The following is a 17,908-nucleotide window of genomic DNA, read 5'->3' as shown; positions in this document are numbered from 1 at the left end:
CGCGGACGGGCCCTGAAACCAAACAGGCCCGATCGCTCGATCGGGCCTGTCCGGCGCCGGCGGGAACTCAAGGCATGCGCGACGATGCTTCATCACGCTGCGCCATCTGCATCCAACCCGCTGCTACCGGGCGGGGACGGCGTGCCCCATACCCCACGCGTTAAACCACTGCGCCGTCGGCTTTGGGTAATGCACCGCCGACCGAGTGGACGGTGATCGGTGCGGGTGCCGGTGCGTGCAGCGGTGCCGCCATCTCCGTTCCGACACCCGGCACCAGCCCTTGCAGCGAGCCGCCGGACAACCCGATCTCACCGAGCAGCGAATCGATCAACGGCGCATGTGCGCGATAGGACAACGCCGCCGACATCGCCTGCTCGGCCAGATTGCTACCGTTCGCAGGAGGCGCAGCGCCGTCCACGGCGCTACCGCCGCGGTTGAGCCCGTCGACCTGGATGATCTTGATGCCGTCGATCGCCTTCATCGGCTCGACCGTCTGCTGGATCACGGCCGGCAGGGCCTGCAGCAGCGCCAGCTTGAACTTGAGGCTCGTCTGGTCGGACGACAGTGCGTTGATCGCGTCGTTCAGCGCACGTTGCGCTTCCGCTTCGGCGAGCCCCTTCTTGCGCGCCGCCTCGGCCAGCTCGACCATCGCGGCCGCCTGCATCTGGGCCGCATCGCGTTCCGCCCGTGCCTGCGTCGTGATGTGGACGGCTTGCGTTTCCGCCTCCTGCGCCGCCTCGATCAGCGCGACCTGCTTCGCCCGATCGGCTTCCGCGGTGCGGCGCGTCGTCTCGACCTGCTGCTCGGCCCGCACCGCATCCGCGAGCGACTCGCTCGCGCGCGCCTGCGCCTGGGACTGTGCCTCGGACTTCTCTGCGATCACGATAGCCTTTTCCTGCTGCGCGATTTCGGTCACTTTCGCCTGCTCGATCGCCGCCATCTGCGTGACGCGCGTCTGTTCGATCTCCTTCACGCGCACCTCGCGCTCCGCCTCCACCTTGCGGGTGCGCACCGCCTGCTCGCGCTCGATCTCGGATTCCTGGATCTGCCGCTCGGCGCCGATCCGGCTCTGCTCGGCCTCCTGGTGCCGCTCGGCCTCGTACGCGGCGATCCGCGCGTTCTGCTCGGCCGTGCGCGTCTTGACCTGCTGCTCCTGCTCGAGCTTCATGAACGCTTCCTGCTGGTCGATCTCGAGCTTGCGGGACAGCGCGTCACGGTTCTTTTCACGCACGGCCACCTCGGTGTCCTGCTCGACCTCGTTGCGCTCCTTGCGGCGCCGCTCGGTTTCCTGCGTGAGCTTCGTCAGGCCTTCCGCGTCGAACGCGTTGTTCGGATCGAAGTATTCCTTCGACGTCTGGTTGAAATTGGTCAGCGACACGCTTTCCAGCTCCAGCCCGTTCTTCGTCAGGTCTTCCGCGACCGTGTTCTGCACGCCCTGCACGAATTTTTCGCGGGCGTCCTGCAGATCCTGCATCGTCATCTGCGCCGCAGTCGAGCGCAGCGCATCGACGAACTTGTCATCGACGAGGGCACGCAGGTTTTCCGGTGCAAGCGTGCGCTGACCCAGCGTCTGCGCCGCAGTCGACACGCCCTCTTCGGTCGGCGCGACCCGCACGAAGAACGCCACGACCACGTCGACACGCATCCGGTCCTTCGTGATCAGGCTGTCACGCGTCGCCCGGCTCACTTCGAGCTTCAGCGTGTTCATGTTGATCGGGATCACCTCGTGAAACACCGGCAGCACCACCGCGCCGCCGCTCATGATCACCTTCTGTCCGCCGAGACCGGTACGGACAAACGCGCGCTCTGCGGATGCTCGCACGTAAAGACGCGCGAATATCATGCCGATCACGCAGATACCCACCACCACTGCCAATGCGACAGCGCCCCAGAATGAGAGTGCATTCATCATGATGTTTGTTCGACTCCTGTGTACGGATGGTGACAGCAACGTGCGCCAACCCGCGTCGCCCGGAACGGCGGCCGGCTGGTGAAACGGGATTCAGAGCAATTCGGGCCGGGGATTTTCGATGGCGTGATAGCGCGAACCCGAAACGCGTGACACGAGCAGGACCGTCGTGCCTTTCGCGAACGTCCGTCCGGCCTCGTCCGGCTCCACCCGGACGTAGTGCTGCTGACCGTGCTCGTCGACGAGCCGCGCTTCGGCCGGATTGCCGAACGACGCTTCGCCCGTGACGATCCGCGCCGTACGGCCGATGAAATCGGCTTCGGACACCGCCGTCGTTTCGCTTTGCGGGAGAAAATGAGCGACGAACTTGCCGGTGTGGCGGACGAACGGCAGTGCCGCGACCGCGGACAGCCCTACGGCCAGCGCCGTGGGCATCATGAAGCCGGCCAACGCCTGCAGCGAGGTCTGCAAGGCGAGCCCGACCACCGAAAAGCCGAGCAGGAAGAGGATCAGCAGGATCAGCAGCGGAACCCGGCCCACATGCAGCCAGCCGAGAAACTGGCCGAAGACGCCGGCATCGGGGCCGGCGTCCGCGTGGTCGAGCCCGAAATGCATGACGAGCAGGTTGCCTGCATGCTCGGTCAGGCTCAGCCCCATCAGCATCGACACACATTCCAGCACGCCGATGACGATCATCAACCCGATCGCGACGACGAACGGTGCATTGCCCGGCAGCATCAGTGAAGAAGTCATTGTTGTCTTGCTCTCAGGTTCGGGAGCGAATCATCACGACATGTCGTCCGCCAACGTTCCCGATCGTGACTTCAGGCGGGCGACTCGTTCCTCGATTCGTTGCTCCTTGTGCAGCGTTTCCAGACGATACAGCAGCGACGGGTCCGCCGACGAGGGGCTGGTGCCCAACCCTGCCGTGCCGGTCGCGCCGGCCATCGTCCGGTTGAAACCCTGTTCGAGCTGCTCCGCCCGCGGATCGGCGCTCGCGGCGCCTTCCGCCGGACGCTCGCCGTCACGGGCCGTACGCGCCGCGATCAGTTCGCGCAGCCCCGCTTCCATCTCCACGCGTTTCGCGCGCAGGCCCAGCAGGTCGGCCTCGGCTGCCTGCGCGCGCTCGCTCGCCTCGTGAAGCGATTGCTGGAGCACGCCGAGCTGATCCTCGAGCTCGATCTGCCGCTCCGCGCCGGCACGCACGGCCGCATCGTCGTTGCGGGCCAGCGCGGTGCCAAGCAGGTCGTTCAACCGCTCTATCTCGTTGTTGATGCGCGCGATCGCCTTGGCCGCCTGGTGCCGTGCCGCTTCGTGCCGCCCCAGCGCAACCCGCGCTTGTGCGATCACCTCGTCGAATTCGCGCAGGTACTGCTCGAGGATGGCTTGCGGCATGCGGCTTTCGAGCGAACCGATCAAAGCATGCACGTTTGCAGTCAGCAACCTTTTGACTCGGATACCGAAATGTTCTGTCGTCACGACGTGTCACTCCTTCAGGGATTCAAGCGGGCCAGCCGCCAGACGCCGGATTCGCGGGCCGATTACGGATTGGCCTGAGCCGGTTGAATGAGATTCGCCAATTCCTTGACCTCGTGCACGTACGCATCGAGCACGGCCGGATGATAGGCGGGAGGATTGCCGGTTACGGCAAGACGAAGCAGGCCGAGCAGCAGGCGCATGCTCTTCGCGGTCAGCCGCGCTTCGAGCTCGGCAGCGGCTTCGCCGATCGGCTTGCCCGGTGGCGCCGCCGTCACAAGGCTGGCCATGAGTTCCGGGAGTTGCGACGCGAGCAGCGTCACAATTTCAGAGCGGTGATGCGTGGCGTGTTCGTACGCGTCGATCGCGTCGAGCACCGGCCGCACCTGCTCCCTGAACAGCGCGGCGCATCGGACGAAATCATGGGCGCCCTTGACTCGGCGGCGCGCGTCGGCAATCAGCGCGCGAATCTTGTCGCTGGGGCTCGTCGCATCCGGCAATTGCAGTTCGACCAGCCACGCGAGATCGTCCTCCGGAATTCTTACCGATACGGTTTGCATGACGTTCATCCTTCGAGTCGCTTGCTCAAAGCATAGTGCGTCCGTATGCAAATGTATACGTTTGTATTTCGAGATAAATCCGGGAATCTGGCGCGTCAAAAACAAAAAGGCCTGATCTCGCGATCAGGCCTTTCAAATTCCGTTGGTGGAGCGGAGGAGGATCGAACTCCCGACCTTCGCATTGCGAACGCGACGCTCTCCCAGCTGAGCTACCGCCCCATCAGTCAAGCATCATACACACGCATTTCTGCGCTTGGCAATAGGGGGTTGAATCGCCCCTGAAACCTTACTTCGACGGCGCGCCGGCCAGCACCCATTCGACCACCGACCGGACGTCGGCGTCGCTCATGCGCGGATGCGCGGGCATCGGAATCGCGCCCCAGACACCCGAGCCACCGTCCTTCACCTTCTTCGACAGCTTCGTGACGGCCTGCGGATCGGACTGGTAGCGCGCGGCGATATCCTTGAACGACGGGCCGACGAGCTTGCGGTCGACCGCGTGGCAGCCCATGCACGCGTTGCTGCGCGCGACCTTCAGGCCGTCGCCGACGTCCGCGTGCGCGGCGCCCAGCGTGCCGGCCGCGAGCGCCGCGGCCGCGGCGCCCTGCACCATCCATCGTTTCATCTGCTTCATCTGCCTGCCCGTTATTGCGCCTTCGCCTTCGGATTGCCCGGATGCACGTTCGACGAATTCGAGATCGGCGCGGGCGGCTGCAGCGGCGCGGACTGCACCGACGCGTCGGGTACCGCGCCGACCGTCGCGCTGTCTGCCGGTGCGGCAGCCGCCTGCGCGCCGGATGCGCCGCTTGCGGGCGACGCGTCCTGCAGCGCCTGCGCGTCCTGCGGCTTCACGTACTGGAACACCTTCACGACCTTCTCGACGCCCGGCACCTGGCTCGCGGCTTCCGCGCCGCGATTGCCTTCGTCCACCGTCACGAGGCCCATCAGGTAAAGATTGCCGCGTTCGCTGACGACCTTGTAGTAGTTCGACGAGATGCCCTTCGTCGCGATCAGCTCCGACTTCACGCGCCCTTCGAGGTACGAGTCGTTCGCGCGCGACGACAGCGACGACGCCGGCCCGACCGACAGCTCGTTGACGATGCCGTTCACGTTGTTGATACCGCGCACGATTTCCTCGGCGCGCTGCTTCGATGCATCGTTCGGCACTTCGCCCGTCAGCAGCACGCGGCGGTTGAACACCGTCACGTTCACGTGCGACTGATCCGGCAGCCCGTTGTTGATCTGCGTGAGCGACTTGACCTGGATCTCGCGATCTTCCGTCTGCGCGCCGAGCGTACGCCGATCGGTCGCGATCAGCGCGCCGCCGCCGGCCGCTGCGCCCACGACCCCGAGCACACAACCCTGCAGCGACACGGCGAGGCCCGCCGTCAGCGCGGCGAGCAGCGTGGTTCTGACGAGCGTCTGTTTGACGCGGCTTTGATTCATCGACGGCTCTCCTTCGTTCAATCCTCACCCAGCAGCATCGCGTCGATGCCGTCGCACAGGCAGTGGATGGTCAGCAGATGGACTTCGTGGATGCGCGCCGCGCGAACGGCGGGCACGCTGATCGGAATATCGGTATCGGACAGCGCGGCCGCGACCGTGTGGTCGCTGCCGCCCGTCAATGCAACGACGGTCATCTCGCGCTCGTGCGCCTCGTCGATCGCCGCGAGCACGCGCGGCGACGCGCCGAGCGCGTCGAGCACCAGCAGGATGTCGCCGGTCTGGCCCAGCACGCGCACCTGCTGCGCGAACAACTGCTCGGCGGCCGCCGCGCCCGCGAGGCCGGCCTGCGACGCGTCGGTGGCCAGCGCGATCGCGGGCAGGCCCGGACGCTCGCGCTCGAAACCGCCGACGAGCGACGCCGCGAGATACTGCGCGGCGGCGGACGACGGGCCGTCACCGCACGCGACGATCTTGTTGCCGTTCGCCAGTGCGGCGAACATCGCATCGACCGCGGCTGCGATCGGCAGCGACAGCGCGTCGGCCGCTTCGGCGTGAAGCGCGGCGCTGTCGCGGAATTGTTGCTGAATACGTTCGACTGACATCGATTCCTGGTGAACTGGGCGCGTGGCACAACGTGGCACCACTCGCGCGACATCGTGGGTGCGGCGAGTTTACCGTACTCCGGCGCCCTCTCCGGGGGTCCGGCAAGAACTCTTTACATCTCGTCACAGCTCGCGGCTACGCATCGTCGGTACGAAATGCATCGCGCAACCACGCAAGCCGTCCGGCCTCGAACGCGACGACGTCGAAACGGCACGCGGCGCCGGCGCCGTGCCGCGACCAGAACTGCAGTGCGGCCGCGACCAGACGCCGCCGCTTGCGCCAGCCGACGCTCGCGGCCGCGCCGCCGTGCCGGGTGCTGCGCCGCGCGCGCACTTCGACGAACACGAGCATGCCGTCGGGCTCGCGCATCACGAGATCGAGCTCGCCGCCGCGCATCGTCACGTTCGCCGCGACGAACCCGAGGCCATGACGCTCGAGAAACTGCCGCGCACGCTGCTCGAACGCCGCGCCGACCGGCTTGGATCGCGCCGCGCCGGAAAAGTTGTCGCCCGAATGCGGCCGATCGCGCGCACCCTCCGGCCGGGCCGGCGCCGCGTGGCACAATGCCGTCCTTGTTCCGCTCGTGCCGCGATTGCGTGCATTGCCTGCCATGACTGCCCTCCTCGAACTCGCGCATACGCAGCACTACCCGGACGCCACGCTCTACGTGGTCGCCACGCCGATCGGCAATACGGCCGACATCACGCTGCGCGCGCTGCACGTGCTCGGCCTCGCCGACCGCATCGCGGCCGAAGACACCCGCAACACCGGCCAGCTGCTCGCCCGCTACGGGATCTCGAAGCCGCTCGTCGCCGTGCACGAGCACAACGAACGCGAAGCCGCGCAGCGCGTGATCGAACTGCTGCGCGGCGGCGAACGCGTGGCCTATGTATCGGACGCCGGCACGCCCGGCATCTCCGACCCCGGCGCGCGGCTCGTCGACGCCGTGCGCGCGGCCGGCTTCGCGGTGGTTCCGCTGCCTGGCGCGAGCGCGGCCGTGACCGCACTGAGCGTGGCCGGCGACTGGGCCGGCGCGTTCACGTTCGCAGGCTTCCTGCCGCCGAAGGCGAAACAGCGCGCGACCGCGCTGCAGGCGCTGGCGTCGCACCCGTACGCGCTGGTGTTCTACGAAGCGCCGCACCGGATCGAAGAAACCGTCGCCGCGCTCGCCGACGCGTTCGGCCCCGCGCGCCGGCTGCTGATCGCGCGCGAGCTCACCAAGCTACACGAGCAGTTGTTCCAGGGCACCCTGGCCGAAGGACAGAGCTGGCTCGCCGGCGATGCGAACCGGCAGCGCGGCGAGTTCGTGCTGGTCGTCGAAGGCGCGCCGGCGGCAAGCGGCGAAGCCGACGACACCGCGCACGACGCGCTGCTCAGGCTGCTGCTCGAAGAGGTGCCGGTGAAGAGCGCGGCCAAGCTCGCGGCCGCGCTGACGGGCGCATCGCGCAACACGCTGTATGCGCGTGCGCTCGCGCTGAAGGAAGCCAAGGAAGGCTGACGCGCGACACCGCCGCACGGAAACGACAAAGGGCTGCCGGAAGGCAGCCCTTTGCGCATGAGCGGAGCATCCGCCCGGGGTATTGCGCCGCGTTACTTCGCCGAGATCGACGCGAACATTTCGTCGCGCGCCTCGCGCGCTTCCTGCGGCGACAGCCCTTCGATCTTCACGCGGCCCGTGCCGGCGTGCACGAGGCCGATCACCTTGGCCGCCGCATACGACAGGTCGAGCACGCGGCCGCGCTTGAACGGCCCGCGATCGTTGACCTTCACGACGACCCACTTGCCGGTCGAGGCGTTCGTCACCTTGATGTACGACGACAGCGGCAGCGTGCGGTGCGCGGCGGTGAACGCGTTCATGTTGAAGCGCTCGCCGTTCGCGGTGCGGCGGCCGTGGAAATCCCGCCCGTACCACGATGCGCGGCCGTTCTGGCGGAACTCGGACACATCCTTGCCGTCGATCGGCTCGGCGTCCGCCAGCGACGACTTCTTCGCGTCCTTGCTGTCGGCAGCCGGCATCGACGCCAGCGCGGAATCGAAACTGAGCGGCTGCTTGTCGTCGTCCGCCTTCGCGGCGGCGGCGGTCTTGTCGACCGCCTTCTTCTGGCTCACGCTGCCGGTGGTCTGGCTGGATGGCACCGCACAGCCCGTCAGCGCAAAAAACAATGCAATGGTTCCGAATCGGCTCGGAAAACGTAAATTCATCGACGTGTCGCCTTGTGGTTCGGGCCGCATCGATACAACGCTGCTTCACAACGCAGAGATACGGCCCGGACGGCAAATGCGTGCACGCCCCGCTCGAATGCGAGCAGGCGGCTAGCATGGGCGCGGCGTTCGTCTAGGCCGCAACCGTCCTGATTAGCTTTCACGTCTGGCGCAACCTGTCCCCAACAGCCTGACCAGACCCCACATGCCGCCATCGAACATGGCTTCACGTTCGCGCGCGTCGCTACGACCAACGCACAGGAACGGCGGCACAGGCCTCATCCGGCGGCGCGGCAGCAGGGCCGCAGGCGGGCGCGCAGCACCCGGCCGGACAAGACGTGAGCACCGACTGCTCGGTGCTGGATACACCGCCGGACTCCCCGGCGGCTGATGCTTGACGGTGAATCGGACGCCTCGTTTAACGGGGCCGAAACACCAGCGAATTGCGTGAAATTCACGTGCAATGGAGCGCATTATACATAAATCAAAACCTTGTCTCGAAAAGCACCCCCGGCGCACCATTGATTCTCTCTATGGCTGTAACAATCGGCATGCTCCGGGAATGCCCTCACCAGCGCGCCGCGGCATGCATCGCACGCGCGGCAGGCCACGCGCGCGACCGGTACAATCGCTCCTTTTAGCCGCCGGTGCCCCCATGAAAGTCACGCTCATTCCGGTCACGCCGTTCCAGCAGAACTGCTCGCTGCTCGTCTGCGAGAAGACGGGCCGCGCCGCCGTCGTCGATCCGGGCGGCGACCTCGACCGGATCGAACAGGAAGTCGCGCGGCAGAACGTGCAGGTCGAGAAGGTGCTGCTCACGCACGGGCACATCGACCACTGCGCGGGCGCGAAGACGCTCGCGACGCACTACGGCGTGCCGATCGAGGGGCCGCAGGAAGAAGAGCGCTTCTGGATCGAGAAGCTGCCGATGCAGAGCGAGCGCTTCGGCTTTCCGGCCGCCGACGTCTTCGAGCCCGACCAGTGGCTGAACGACGGCGACACCGTGCGGTTCGGCGACGAGACGCTCGAGGTCTATCACTGCCCGGGCCACACGCCCGGCCACGTCGTGTTCTTCAGCCGCGCGCATCGCGTCGCGATCGTCGGCGACGTGCTGTTCGCGGGCTCGATCGGCCGCACCGATTTCCCGCGCGGCAATCACGAGGATCTCGTCCGTTCGATCAAGGAAAAGCTGTGGCCGCTCGGCGACGACGTCACGTTCGTGCCCGGTCACGGGCCGGTGTCGACGTTCGGCGACGAGCGCCGCACGAACCCGTTCGTGTCCGACAAGGTATTCGGATGAACCAGACCGCCATCCCGGAAATTTACGTCAGCACCGACGTCGAAGCCGACGGCCCGATCCCCGGCCCGCACTCGATGCTGAGCTTCGCGTCGGCCGCCTACACCGAGGACAAGCAGCTGATCGCGACGTTCTCGGCGAACCTCGAGACGCTGCCCGGCGCCAGCGCCCACCCGGTGCAGGAAGCGTGGTGGAAGACCGAGCCCGAAGCCTGGGCCGCCTGCCGGCGCGATCTGCAAGCGCCCGAGGCGGCGCTGGTCGCCTACGTCGAATGGGTCGAGGCGCTGCCCGGCAAGCCGGTGTTCGTCGCGATGCCGGCCGGCTTCGATTTCACGTTCATGTTCTGGTACATGATGCGGTTCGCCGGGCGCTGCCCGTTCTCGTGGTCGGCGCTCGACATCAAGACGCTCGCGTTCGCGATGACGGGCCTGCCGTACCGCAAGGCGATCAAGCCGCGCTTTCCGAAGCACTGGTTCGACGACCATCCGCACACGCACGTCGCGCTCGACGACGCGATCGAGCAAGGCGCGCTGTTCTGCAACATGCTCGCCGACCTGCGCCGTCAGCAGGCCGCGCTCGCGGGCCTCGCCGTATCGGATACCGATCGGTCGGACAGCGCGGGGGCAGGACAAAATCCCACGGATCCGCGAGCAAATTAGCGAATCTCGCTCAACGGCGCGTCGCCAGATTGCCTTTCCTTTCCCGGCCCTCTAACATTCAGCGTGTTGTAGCTGCCGCATGGAGGCACAGGTGACGCTCGATTCCTTTTCGCAAAAAATCCTTCGCCTGTTGCAGCTCGACGCGCGCCGTTCCGTTCAGGAAATCTCCGACCAGGTCGGGCTGTCGAGCACGCCGTGCTGGCGCCGCATCAAGGACATGGAACAGTCGGGCGTGATCCAGCGCTACACGGCGCTGCTCGATCGCGAGAAGCTCGGCCTGCACGTCTGCGCGCTCGCGCACGTGCACCTGACGCGCCACAACGAAGGCGGCGTCGAGCAGTTCGAGCGCGAGATCGCGACCTGCCCGGAAGTCACCGAGTGCTACAGCACGACCGGCGAGGCCGATTACATCCTCAAGATCGTCGCGCCGGACATCAAGGCCTACGACGTGTTCCTGCACGAACGCATCTTCAAGATCCCGGCCGTGTCGCAGGTGCGCACGAGCGTCGTGCTGCGCGAAATCAAGTTCGACACGCAACTGCCGCTGTAACGCGCGCGCCTGCCCCAGCGACGGGCCGCGTTCGCGGTTGGCGGTTGCCGATTACGTCTGCACGGGCAACGTGCGCGTGAAGCCGATCCGGCGCGCGCCGAACTCGCGCTTCAGCGTGTCGATGTCGAGCCGGCCGGCCAGCGCCGCATCGGTGTCGCGCGGATCGCTGTCGAGCGTCACGTCGACCTCGAGCCCCGTACTCAGGTAATGCAGGTTGATCGCCGCCGCGCGCAGCCCGCGCTGCGCGAGCGCGGCCTCGAGGCGGGCCGCCAGCTCGCCGCGCGGCGGCAGCGCGAGCGCCGGACGGCGCGCCGCGTCGTTCTCCGGGTCGACATGGATCAGCGCATCGAGCACGCGCGGGTCGGACAGCACGCGCGCCCGCGCGGTCTCGGCGATGTAATGCCCTTCGGAGACGGAGATCTTCGGATCGACGAGGATGTGCGCATCGACGAGCGCGGCATCGCCCATCTTGCGCGTGCGCAGGTCATGCACGTCGCGCACGCCGGGCGTCGCGACGAGCAGCGCGCGGATCTCGGCCGTGTCGGCCGTATCGAGCGCGCGGTCGGAGAGGTCCTGCAACGCGTCATAGCCGAACGTCCAGCCCATGCGCGCGACCATGAAGCCGACGATCGCCGCTGCGATCGGGTCGAGCAGCCGCACGCCGGCCAGGCTGCCGACGATGCCGATTGCGACGACGAGCGACGACGCGGCATCCGAACGCGCATGCCACGCGTTGGCGACGAGCATCGCCGAGCGCACGCGCCGCGCTTCGCGCAGCATGTAGCGAAACAGCGCTTCCTTCGACACGAGCACGGTGAGCGCAACGAGCAGCGCGGAGAAATGCACGGCCGGAATGTTTTCGAGATTAACGAGGCGGTCGCCGGCACGCCAGAGCATGCCGATACCGACTGCTATCAGGATCGCGCCGAGAAACAGCGACGCGACCGTCTCGTAGCGGCTATGGCCGTAATTGTGGTCGGCATCCGGCGATGCGCCGCTATGCCGATTCGCAACCAGGACGACAAAATCCGAGATCAAATCGGAAATCGAATGCACACCGTCGGCAATCAATGCCTGCGAATGCGCAATCACGCCGACGGCGATCTGAAATGTCGCAAGCACGACATTGAGGACAATACTGACGAGCGTGCTCTTGCGCGCAACGGCGTGCTTATCTGCGCTCTGCGCGTCGCCGGAAAACGTGGACATGAAATATGAGATATCGGTGTGTGGTACCCAATTCTATCAAAGGCGCCCCGCAAGCCCTTCCAATATCCACAAATTTCTCATTTAAATCAATCGCTTATACGAACGTGTCGCATTTTCATTCACACGCCCATTCTTACACTTTCATGACATCGCGGATGGGCCCGCCGGTGTCCCGAAAACAAAAAAGCCGCGCTCCTCGACGGACACGCGGCTCTTTCGAAGAGCGGACAACCTAAACGAACGTTTAAATCGCAAACTGTTCGCGGTTCTTGCCGGCGATCCAGCGCGGCGGCTTGCCACGACCCGACCACGTCGCGCCCGTTTCCGGATCGCGGTATTTGGCCGCCACGCCTGCGCGCGGACGACCGACCTTGCCGGCCTTCGCGCGGCTGAGGCCGAGTTCGGCGAGCGAAAAGCCGTAGTCGGCAATTTTCTGCTTCACGTCATTCAGCACTTCAGCGTATTCACGCGACTTCGCTTCTTCGATTTGCTTCTCCAGCTTCTCCCGCTGGGCCAGCAGGTCCTTGTAAGAAGACATAGTTTCCCTTTCTATCTATCTGACCAATGGCGCCGGTCTGCAGCCAGCTCACCATTCATGAAATATATGTGCCTCGGATTTTCGAAGGCAGAGATTAGCACAAAAAAGATTTGATAGAAGCGAGATTCATGAAAATCCCGAGGTCAATTGTAATTCGCACGTGTCATTTTGACCGGCCGCGGCCTTTTCTCAAATTTTTACGCGCTTGCATAGAGATTAGGACATTAGCGATTGGCTATTCGGTCTATCAACATACGCAATTACCCGCATTCGAAAAAATCAAAGCTTTCATCGGACGACAGTTTTGCGAAAACCACATGACGCGGTTTGCTAAACGGACAAATCCCTGACCCGTGACGTCACGTCACATCCTTCGCACAGGCGAGCAGCCGCTCGCGCAGCACAGCGGTATCGGCCGACGGCGCGTCGAACGGCGTGCGCACGCGGCGGTCGCCACATCGCCAGTCCGCGCCATGGCGATCGACGCCGAGCAGGTCGAGCCCGTCGCGGCGTGCGTCGCCCGCCTCGTAGGCCTCCCACAGCGCCCGTTCTTCGTCGAACGCGAGCGGCGGCAGCGCATCGAGCTGCGTGCCGTCGACCCAGCCCATTCGCCCGAACCCGGCGATATAGCGCAGCCGCTCGATCTCCAGCGCCCAGAACCCGAAATCGCCGAGCGCGAGATAGCGCGCGGCGTCCGGCTCGTAGCGCAGGTAACGCGCGGTGACGTGCGGATCGTCGCCGAGCGGCACGAACCGGCCCAGCAGCGTCGCGCGCTCGGCGTCGAGGACATCGCCGTCGCTCGCATCGACGACGAGGAAACCCGCGCGCGGATCGGCGGCGAGATTGCGCGTGTGCTCGGCCAGGCCGCTCACCAGGATCACGGGCCGATGGCTTGCATCGGGTGCGAACGGCACGACCGTCGGATACGGGAAGCCCTGCGGTTCGCGCGTATGGGTGGCAAGCGTGCCGAGCGCGCAGCGGTGCAGCAGATGCAGCGCGAAGGCGGGATCGATGTTCAAGGAGACTCCTGCGGTCGAAAGGCGGCGCGTCGGCCAGGGTTTCGATGTTACCCGCGGGCGCCGCACGCCGTGCATCGGCCAAACGGCCAATGCGGCACCGGGCCGCGGCGGCGGGATGCCCCGATCGCCCGCGCATCGGCCGAACGGCCGGCGCCCGGCAAGAACGTAAGCGGTTCGATAGAATCGGACAAATCCGACGGGCGCCGTGTGCGCCCGCGCATTTTCCTGACGAGCCTTCCCGTGTCCGAATCCTCCTCCCCCGAATCGTCGTCCCCGTTCGCCGCGCCGCCCGACGCGCATCGCGTGCTGCCGCTGCCGGCCCGCCAGCGTGCGCGCACGGCGTCGATGGCGCTGTTCTTCGTCGCCGGCATGATGTACGCGTCGTGGGGCGTGCACGTGCCGACCGTGCGCGACAAGTTCGCGCTGAGCCCCGGACTGCTGTCGATCGCGCTGTTCGCGGTCGCCGGCGGGTCGATCGCCGCGATGCTGACCATCGCGCGCTGGATCGCGCGCGTCGGCTCGCGCACCGCGTGCGTCGCCGGCGGGCTCGTGATGTCCGCGTGCGCGGCGCTGATCCTCGTCGTGCCCGACTACTGGATGCTGCTCGCGGTGCTCGCGCTGTTCGGCTTCTCGATGGCGACGCTCGACGTCGCGATGAACGCCGAGGCCAGCGCGGTCGAAATCGCGCTCGGCAAGCCGATCATGTCGTCGCTGCACGGGATGTTCAGCCTCGGCGGGATGGGGGGCGCGGCGGCCGGCGGCGCGCTGCTGTCGGCCGGCATGGCGCCGGCCGCGCATCTCGCGCTCGCGGCGGCGGCGAGCGCCGCGGTGCTCGTGGCCGCAAGCCCGGCCGTGCTGCCGCACGTGCCGCACCACGAACAGGCGCACGGCGGCGGCAACCGCTGGCGCTCGCCCGCGTTGTGGATGCTCGGCGGCATCGCGCTGATCGCGCTGATCGCCGAAGGCGCGATGTACGACTGGGCGACGGTCTACATGCGCGACGTCGTCGCGGCGAGCCCCGCGCTCGCGAGCGCCGCGTACGCGGCGTTCTCCGGCGGGATGGCCGTCGCGCGCTTCGCGGGCGACGCGGTGCGCGCCCGCTTCGGCGCGCCGCAGCTCGTGCTCGCGAGCGCGTCGCTCGCCTGCGCGGGGATGATCGGCGCGCTGCTGCTGCCGAAGCCGGTCGCGGTGCTGACCGGCTTCACGCTGATGGGGCTCGGGCTGGCCAACATGATGCCCGTGCTGTTCGCGGCCGCCGCGCGCGTGAAGGGCATCCACGCGGCCGAAGGGCTCGCGCACGTGGCCGGGCTCGCGTATTTCGGACTGCTGTTCGGTCCGGTCGTGATCGGCGCGGTCGCGCAGGCCGCGAACCTGACGGTCGGCCTGTCGGTCGTCGCGCTGTGCGCGGCGCTCGTCGCGCTCGTCGCGCCGAAGGTGCTCGCGCACCTGAAGATCTGACCGCGCGGCCGCGCGCGCCGGCCCAAAAAGAAAGCGCGCATGCGTTGCCGCATGCGCGCTTTCACCCTCCTGTCGACCGCTAGCCGACCGCTTTATTGCGTTACATCTTCACTTCGTCGAGCAGCGACTTCTTGCCGCTCTTGTAGTTGTACAGCGAAATCACGCCGTGCTGCAGGTCGCCCTTCGAGTCGAAGGTCGTCGTGCCGATCACGCCCGTGTACTTCGTCGCCGGCATCGCCGCGAGGATCTTCTCCGGGTCCGTCGAGTTCGCGCGCTTCATCGCGTCGGCGATGATGTACACGGCGTCATACGTGAACGGTGCGTAGATCTGGATCGGCTGGCCGAAGCGCTTCTCGTACTTCGCCTTGAACGCGCCGCCGCCCGGCATCTTCTCGAGCGAGGCACCGGCTTCCGAGCACACGATGTTGTCGGTCGCGTCGCCGGCCAGGTCGGCCAGCTTTTCCGTGCACACGCCGTCGCCCGCGAAGATCTTCGCGCGCAGGCCGAGCTGCTTCGCCTGTTTCGCGAACGGGCCGCCGGTGGCGTCCATGCCGCCGTACATGATCGCGTCGGGGTTCTCGCCCTTGATCTTCGTCAGAATTGCGCGGAAGTCGACCGCCTTGTCGTTCGTCGCGTCATGCGACATCACCTTCAGGCCGAGCGCCTTCGCCTTCTTCTCGAACTCGTTCGCGAGACCCTGGCCGTACGCGGTCGAATCGTCGACCACCGCCACGCTCTTGATGCCCTTCGAGTGCGCGTAGTTCGCCAGTGCCGGGCCCTGCTGCGCATCGGTCGCCACCACGCGGTACGTGGTCTTGAAGCCTTGCTGCGTGTAGGCCGGGTTGGTCGCCGACGGCGAGATCTGCACGATGCCCGCATCGCTGTAGATCTTCGAGGCCGGGATCGACGTGCCCGAGTTCAGGTGGCCGACCACCGCGACGACCTTGTCGTCGACGAGCTTCTGCGCAACCTGCGTCGCCTGCCGCGGGTCGGCCGCGTCATCCTGCGGATCGAGTTGCAGCGTGATCTTCTGGCCGCCGATCGTGAGACCCTTCGCGTTGATCTCCTCGACTGCGAGACGCGCGCCGTTTTCGTTGTCCTTGCCCAGGTGTGCAATGCCGCCCGTCAACGGCGCGACGTGGCCGATCTTGACGACTTGATCGGCGGACGCGTTGCTTGCAGCTGCAGCGCACAGCATCGCCGCTGCGGTGATCGGCAACAGCTTTTGCATCTTGATATTCATGTAAGTCTCCAGTTCGGTCCCAAAAAACGCCATCGCCCGGTGCCCCGCTGCCATCCCCGTGTTTGCAATCACTGGACGATTCGCCGGTTGCATCGTTCATGCACTTGGCCTCAAGCACGTGAAAACCGCCGCTTTTAGCAGCCGCCCGCTCGTACTTGCGCGCAAGTGTAGGCGATCAAATTAATTTGTGGGACTTTTTTAGGATAGTGGTGACACTACCGATATACGCGCTTTGGAAGGATGACTCGAATAGCGCTGCAAGCCCCGACGGATAAGGGTTTCCGCTAATTCCTGGCGGTCTGTCGAAAGGTCGTTTCAATCCATTCCCGGGGCATTTCGATTCGGTATTTTGTGCCCGGGATCATTGAATGAAACGCGCGTGACAACACGCGCGTTTCGTCGTCGGATATCAATGGTCGTGACGGTCGAAGCCGCGTTCAGGCCGCCGATGCGCGCCATTCCGCGTCGAGCGCGGCGACGAGTTGCGACGTCGTCAGCGCATCGCCGCGCCGCCGCGCGAGCGGCGCGCCCTGGCCGGCCCACAGCGACAGATAGTCGCCGTCGTTCGCGCGCGCGGCCGCCTGGCGCAGCGGCTGGGTCAGCGCGTTCTGCACCGGATACGGCGGGACGTCGGCCACGTGCTCGCCGAGCCGCGCCATCAGCATGTTGCGCAGCCCGCGTGCATGACGGCCGGTGATCGCGCGCGTGACCTGCGTCGACGTGTCGGTGCTCGCGAGCAGGCGCGCCTTCCAGTCCGCGGCGATCGCGCTTTCCGCGCACGTGAGGAACGCGGTGCCGAGTTGCGCGGCCTGCGCGCCGAGCGCGAGCGCGGCCGCGATGCCGCGGCCGTCCATGATGCCGCCCGCGGCCAGCACGGGCAGGCCCGTCGCGTCGACGAGCTGCGGGACGAGCGCGAGCGTGCCGATCAGCGCATCGTCCACGGAACCGATGAAGGTGCCGCGATGGCCGCCCGCCTCGGCGCCCTGCGCGGAGATCGCGTCAGCGCCGGCCGCCTGCCACGCGAGCCCTTCGGCCACGTGCGTCGCGGTGCCGATCACATAGGTGCCGGCGGCATGCAGGCGGGCGACGTCGGCCGCGTCGAGCACGCCGAACGTGAAGCTCGCGACCGGCACGCGCAGCGCGACGAGCGCATCGAGCTGCGCGCGGAAATCGGGCGCGTAGCGCGCGGGCGCCGTGCCCGGCGGCAGGCCGAGCGCGGCATGCAGCGGGGCGATCGCCGCGAGTGCGCGCGCGACGGTCGCCGCGTCCGGCGCGGCGTCATCGGGCAACACGAACAGGTTGATCGCGAACGGGCGATCGGTCGCCGCGCGGATCGCGGCGACCTCGGCCTCGATACGTTCGGGCGCGAGCGCGCCGGCGCCGAAGCTGCCGAGCGCACCGGCATTCGACGCGGCCGCGGCCATCGCGGCCGTGGTCGCGCCGACCATCGGCGCCTGCACGAGCGGCAGGCGCAGGCCGAAGCGTTCGGAAAAGGGCGTGGAAAACGAGCGGGCGGACATGGCGAATCCTTCGATGACGATGCGCGAAAGCGCTTTGTAAAGGCCGACACATCGACTTTATCGAAGCCGCGCGGCGCCGAAAAATGAATAATCGAGATCGAAACGATCGCTGCGCGAGAAGCGCCCACGTGCGCTGCAGCACCGGGCGATTGGTGGCACACTAGGCCGCCCTCTTTCACCCCCGGGGCGCCTCGCGCACCCCGCACGCCAGGAGTTCAG

Annotated in this window: 19 protein-coding genes and 1 tRNA gene; 5 read left to right on the top strand and 15 right to left on the bottom strand. The window is 66.7% G+C overall.

All coding sequences use genetic code 11. The features are described from left to right. Nucleotides 1-160 precede the first annotated feature (160 nt). From HWX14_RS32845 to HWX14_RS32805, 9 genes are all read right to left on the bottom strand, one after another. Nucleotides 161-1,822, bottom strand: coding sequence for a flotillin family protein (locus tag HWX14_RS32845; protein WP_244130393.1), 1,662 nt, complete (start codon nt 1,820-1,822; stop codon nt 161-163). Between the two features lie 180 nt (nt 1,823-2,002). Then, complete coding sequence (locus HWX14_RS32840; protein ID WP_279611854.1) at nt 2,003-2,647, bottom strand: YqiJ family protein; 645 nt, start codon at nt 2,645-2,647, stop codon at nt 2,003-2,005. A 48-nt stretch (nt 2,648-2,695) separates the two neighbouring features. After that, nucleotides 2,696-3,337, bottom strand: coding sequence for a PspA/IM30 family protein (locus HWX14_RS32835; protein WP_244130391.1), 642 nt, complete (start codon nt 3,335-3,337; stop codon nt 2,696-2,698). Nucleotides 3,338-3,450: 113 nt separating this feature from the next. Further along, entirely contained in the window at nt 3,451-3,945 is a 495-nt protein-coding gene (locus HWX14_RS32830; RefSeq protein WP_175886316.1) for a hypothetical protein, read from the bottom strand. Between the two features lie 143 nt (nt 3,946-4,088). Continuing rightward, nucleotides 4,089-4,164 (bottom strand) — tRNA-Ala (locus tag HWX14_RS32825). 67 nt (nt 4,165-4,231) lie between these two features. Further along, the gene (locus HWX14_RS32820) at nt 4,232-4,579 is read right to left on the bottom strand and encodes a c-type cytochrome (RefSeq protein WP_175886315.1); all 348 of its coding nucleotides are present in this window, start codon (nt 4,577-4,579) and stop codon (nt 4,232-4,234) included. An 11-nt stretch (nt 4,580-4,590) separates the two neighbouring features. Next, nucleotides 4,591-5,391 carry a BON domain-containing protein gene (locus HWX14_RS32815; RefSeq protein ID WP_175886314.1) on the bottom strand — a complete coding sequence of 267 codons (801 nt, stop codon included), beginning with the start codon at nt 5,389-5,391 and terminating at the stop codon, nt 4,591-4,593. A gap of 17 nt (nt 5,392-5,408) precedes the next feature. Then, the gene (locus tag HWX14_RS32810; RefSeq protein WP_175886313.1) at nt 5,409-5,993 is read right to left on the bottom strand and encodes an SIS domain-containing protein; all 585 of its coding nucleotides are present in this window, start codon (nt 5,991-5,993) and stop codon (nt 5,409-5,411) included. 136 nt (nt 5,994-6,129) lie between these two features. Continuing rightward, complete coding sequence (locus HWX14_RS32805) at nt 6,130-6,558, bottom strand: YraN family protein (RefSeq protein WP_175886355.1); 429 nt, start codon at nt 6,556-6,558, stop codon at nt 6,130-6,132. Between the two features lie 46 nt (nt 6,559-6,604). Here HWX14_RS32805 and rsmI point away from each other — a divergent pair, with 46 nt between their 5' ends. After that, nucleotides 6,605-7,492, top strand: coding sequence for a 16S rRNA (cytidine(1402)-2'-O)-methyltransferase (gene rsmI / locus HWX14_RS32800; protein WP_175886312.1), 888 nt, complete (start codon nt 6,605-6,607; stop codon nt 7,490-7,492). A 92-nt stretch (nt 7,493-7,584) separates the two neighbouring features. On the opposite strand, the gene HWX14_RS32795 is transcribed toward rsmI, so the two are convergent. Beyond that, entirely contained in the window at nt 7,585-8,196 is a 612-nt protein-coding gene (locus HWX14_RS32795) for a septal ring lytic transglycosylase RlpA family protein (protein WP_175886311.1), read from the bottom strand. A gap of 655 nt (nt 8,197-8,851) precedes the next feature. Here HWX14_RS32795 and HWX14_RS32790 point away from each other — a divergent pair. The 3 genes from HWX14_RS32790 (at nt 8,852) to HWX14_RS32780 (ending at nt 10,702) form a co-directional block, all read left to right on the top strand. After that, the gene (locus HWX14_RS32790) at nt 8,852-9,496 is read left to right on the top strand and encodes an MBL fold metallo-hydrolase (protein ID WP_069232060.1); all 645 of its coding nucleotides are present in this window, start codon (nt 8,852-8,854) and stop codon (nt 9,494-9,496) included. Continuing rightward, complete coding sequence (locus tag HWX14_RS32785) at nt 9,493-10,152, top strand: exonuclease (protein WP_175886310.1); 660 nt, start codon at nt 9,493-9,495, stop codon at nt 10,150-10,152. The genes HWX14_RS32790 and HWX14_RS32785 overlap by 4 nt, the downstream gene beginning before the upstream one ends. Before the next feature lie 79 nt (nt 10,153-10,231). Then, nucleotides 10,232-10,702, top strand: coding sequence for an Lrp/AsnC family transcriptional regulator (locus HWX14_RS32780; RefSeq protein WP_006477376.1), 471 nt, complete (start codon nt 10,232-10,234; stop codon nt 10,700-10,702). Nucleotides 10,703-10,753: 51 nt separating this feature from the next. Here HWX14_RS32780 and HWX14_RS32775 read toward each other — a convergent pair whose 3' ends face one another. The 3 genes from HWX14_RS32775 to HWX14_RS32765 all read right to left on the bottom strand — a co-directional run bounded on the left by HWX14_RS32775 (nt 10,754) and on the right by HWX14_RS32765 (nt 13,468). Continuing rightward, nucleotides 10,754-11,911: a cation diffusion facilitator family transporter gene (locus HWX14_RS32775; protein ID WP_175886309.1), complete on the bottom strand. Its 1,158-nt coding sequence runs from the start codon at nt 11,909-11,911 to the stop codon at nt 10,754-10,756. A 244-nt stretch (nt 11,912-12,155) separates the two neighbouring features. Next, the gene (locus HWX14_RS32770; RefSeq protein WP_006491875.1) at nt 12,156-12,449 is read right to left on the bottom strand and encodes an H-NS histone family protein; all 294 of its coding nucleotides are present in this window, start codon (nt 12,447-12,449) and stop codon (nt 12,156-12,158) included. Between the two features lie 359 nt (nt 12,450-12,808). After that, the gene (locus HWX14_RS32765; RefSeq protein WP_175886308.1) at nt 12,809-13,468 is read right to left on the bottom strand and encodes a pyridoxamine 5'-phosphate oxidase family protein; all 660 of its coding nucleotides are present in this window, start codon (nt 13,466-13,468) and stop codon (nt 12,809-12,811) included. A 240-nt stretch (nt 13,469-13,708) separates the two neighbouring features. Between HWX14_RS32765 and HWX14_RS32760 the strand changes: the two genes are divergently transcribed. Further along, nucleotides 13,709-14,926 (top strand): MFS transporter, encoded by a 1,218-nt coding sequence (locus HWX14_RS32760; RefSeq protein WP_175886307.1) that lies wholly within the window; start codon nt 13,709-13,711, stop codon nt 14,924-14,926. A gap of 100 nt (nt 14,927-15,026) precedes the next feature. On the opposite strand, the gene HWX14_RS32755 is transcribed toward HWX14_RS32760, so the two are convergent. Continuing rightward, nucleotides 15,027-16,169, bottom strand: a complete 1,143-nt coding sequence (locus HWX14_RS32755) for a branched-chain amino acid ABC transporter substrate-binding protein (protein WP_126359198.1) — start codon at nt 16,167-16,169, stop codon at nt 15,027-15,029. Between the two features lie 437 nt (nt 16,170-16,606). Beyond that, the gene (locus HWX14_RS32750) at nt 16,607-17,689 is read right to left on the bottom strand and encodes a nitronate monooxygenase (RefSeq protein ID WP_175886306.1); all 1,083 of its coding nucleotides are present in this window, start codon (nt 17,687-17,689) and stop codon (nt 16,607-16,609) included. Nucleotides 17,690-17,908 lie beyond the last annotated feature (219 nt).

The sequence above is a fragment of the Burkholderia sp. BCC0044 genome (assembly GCF_902832955.1).
GTDB lineage: Bacteria > Pseudomonadota > Gammaproteobacteria > Burkholderiales > Burkholderiaceae > Burkholderia.
This window is presented reverse-complemented; position numbering and strand designations above follow the sequence as displayed.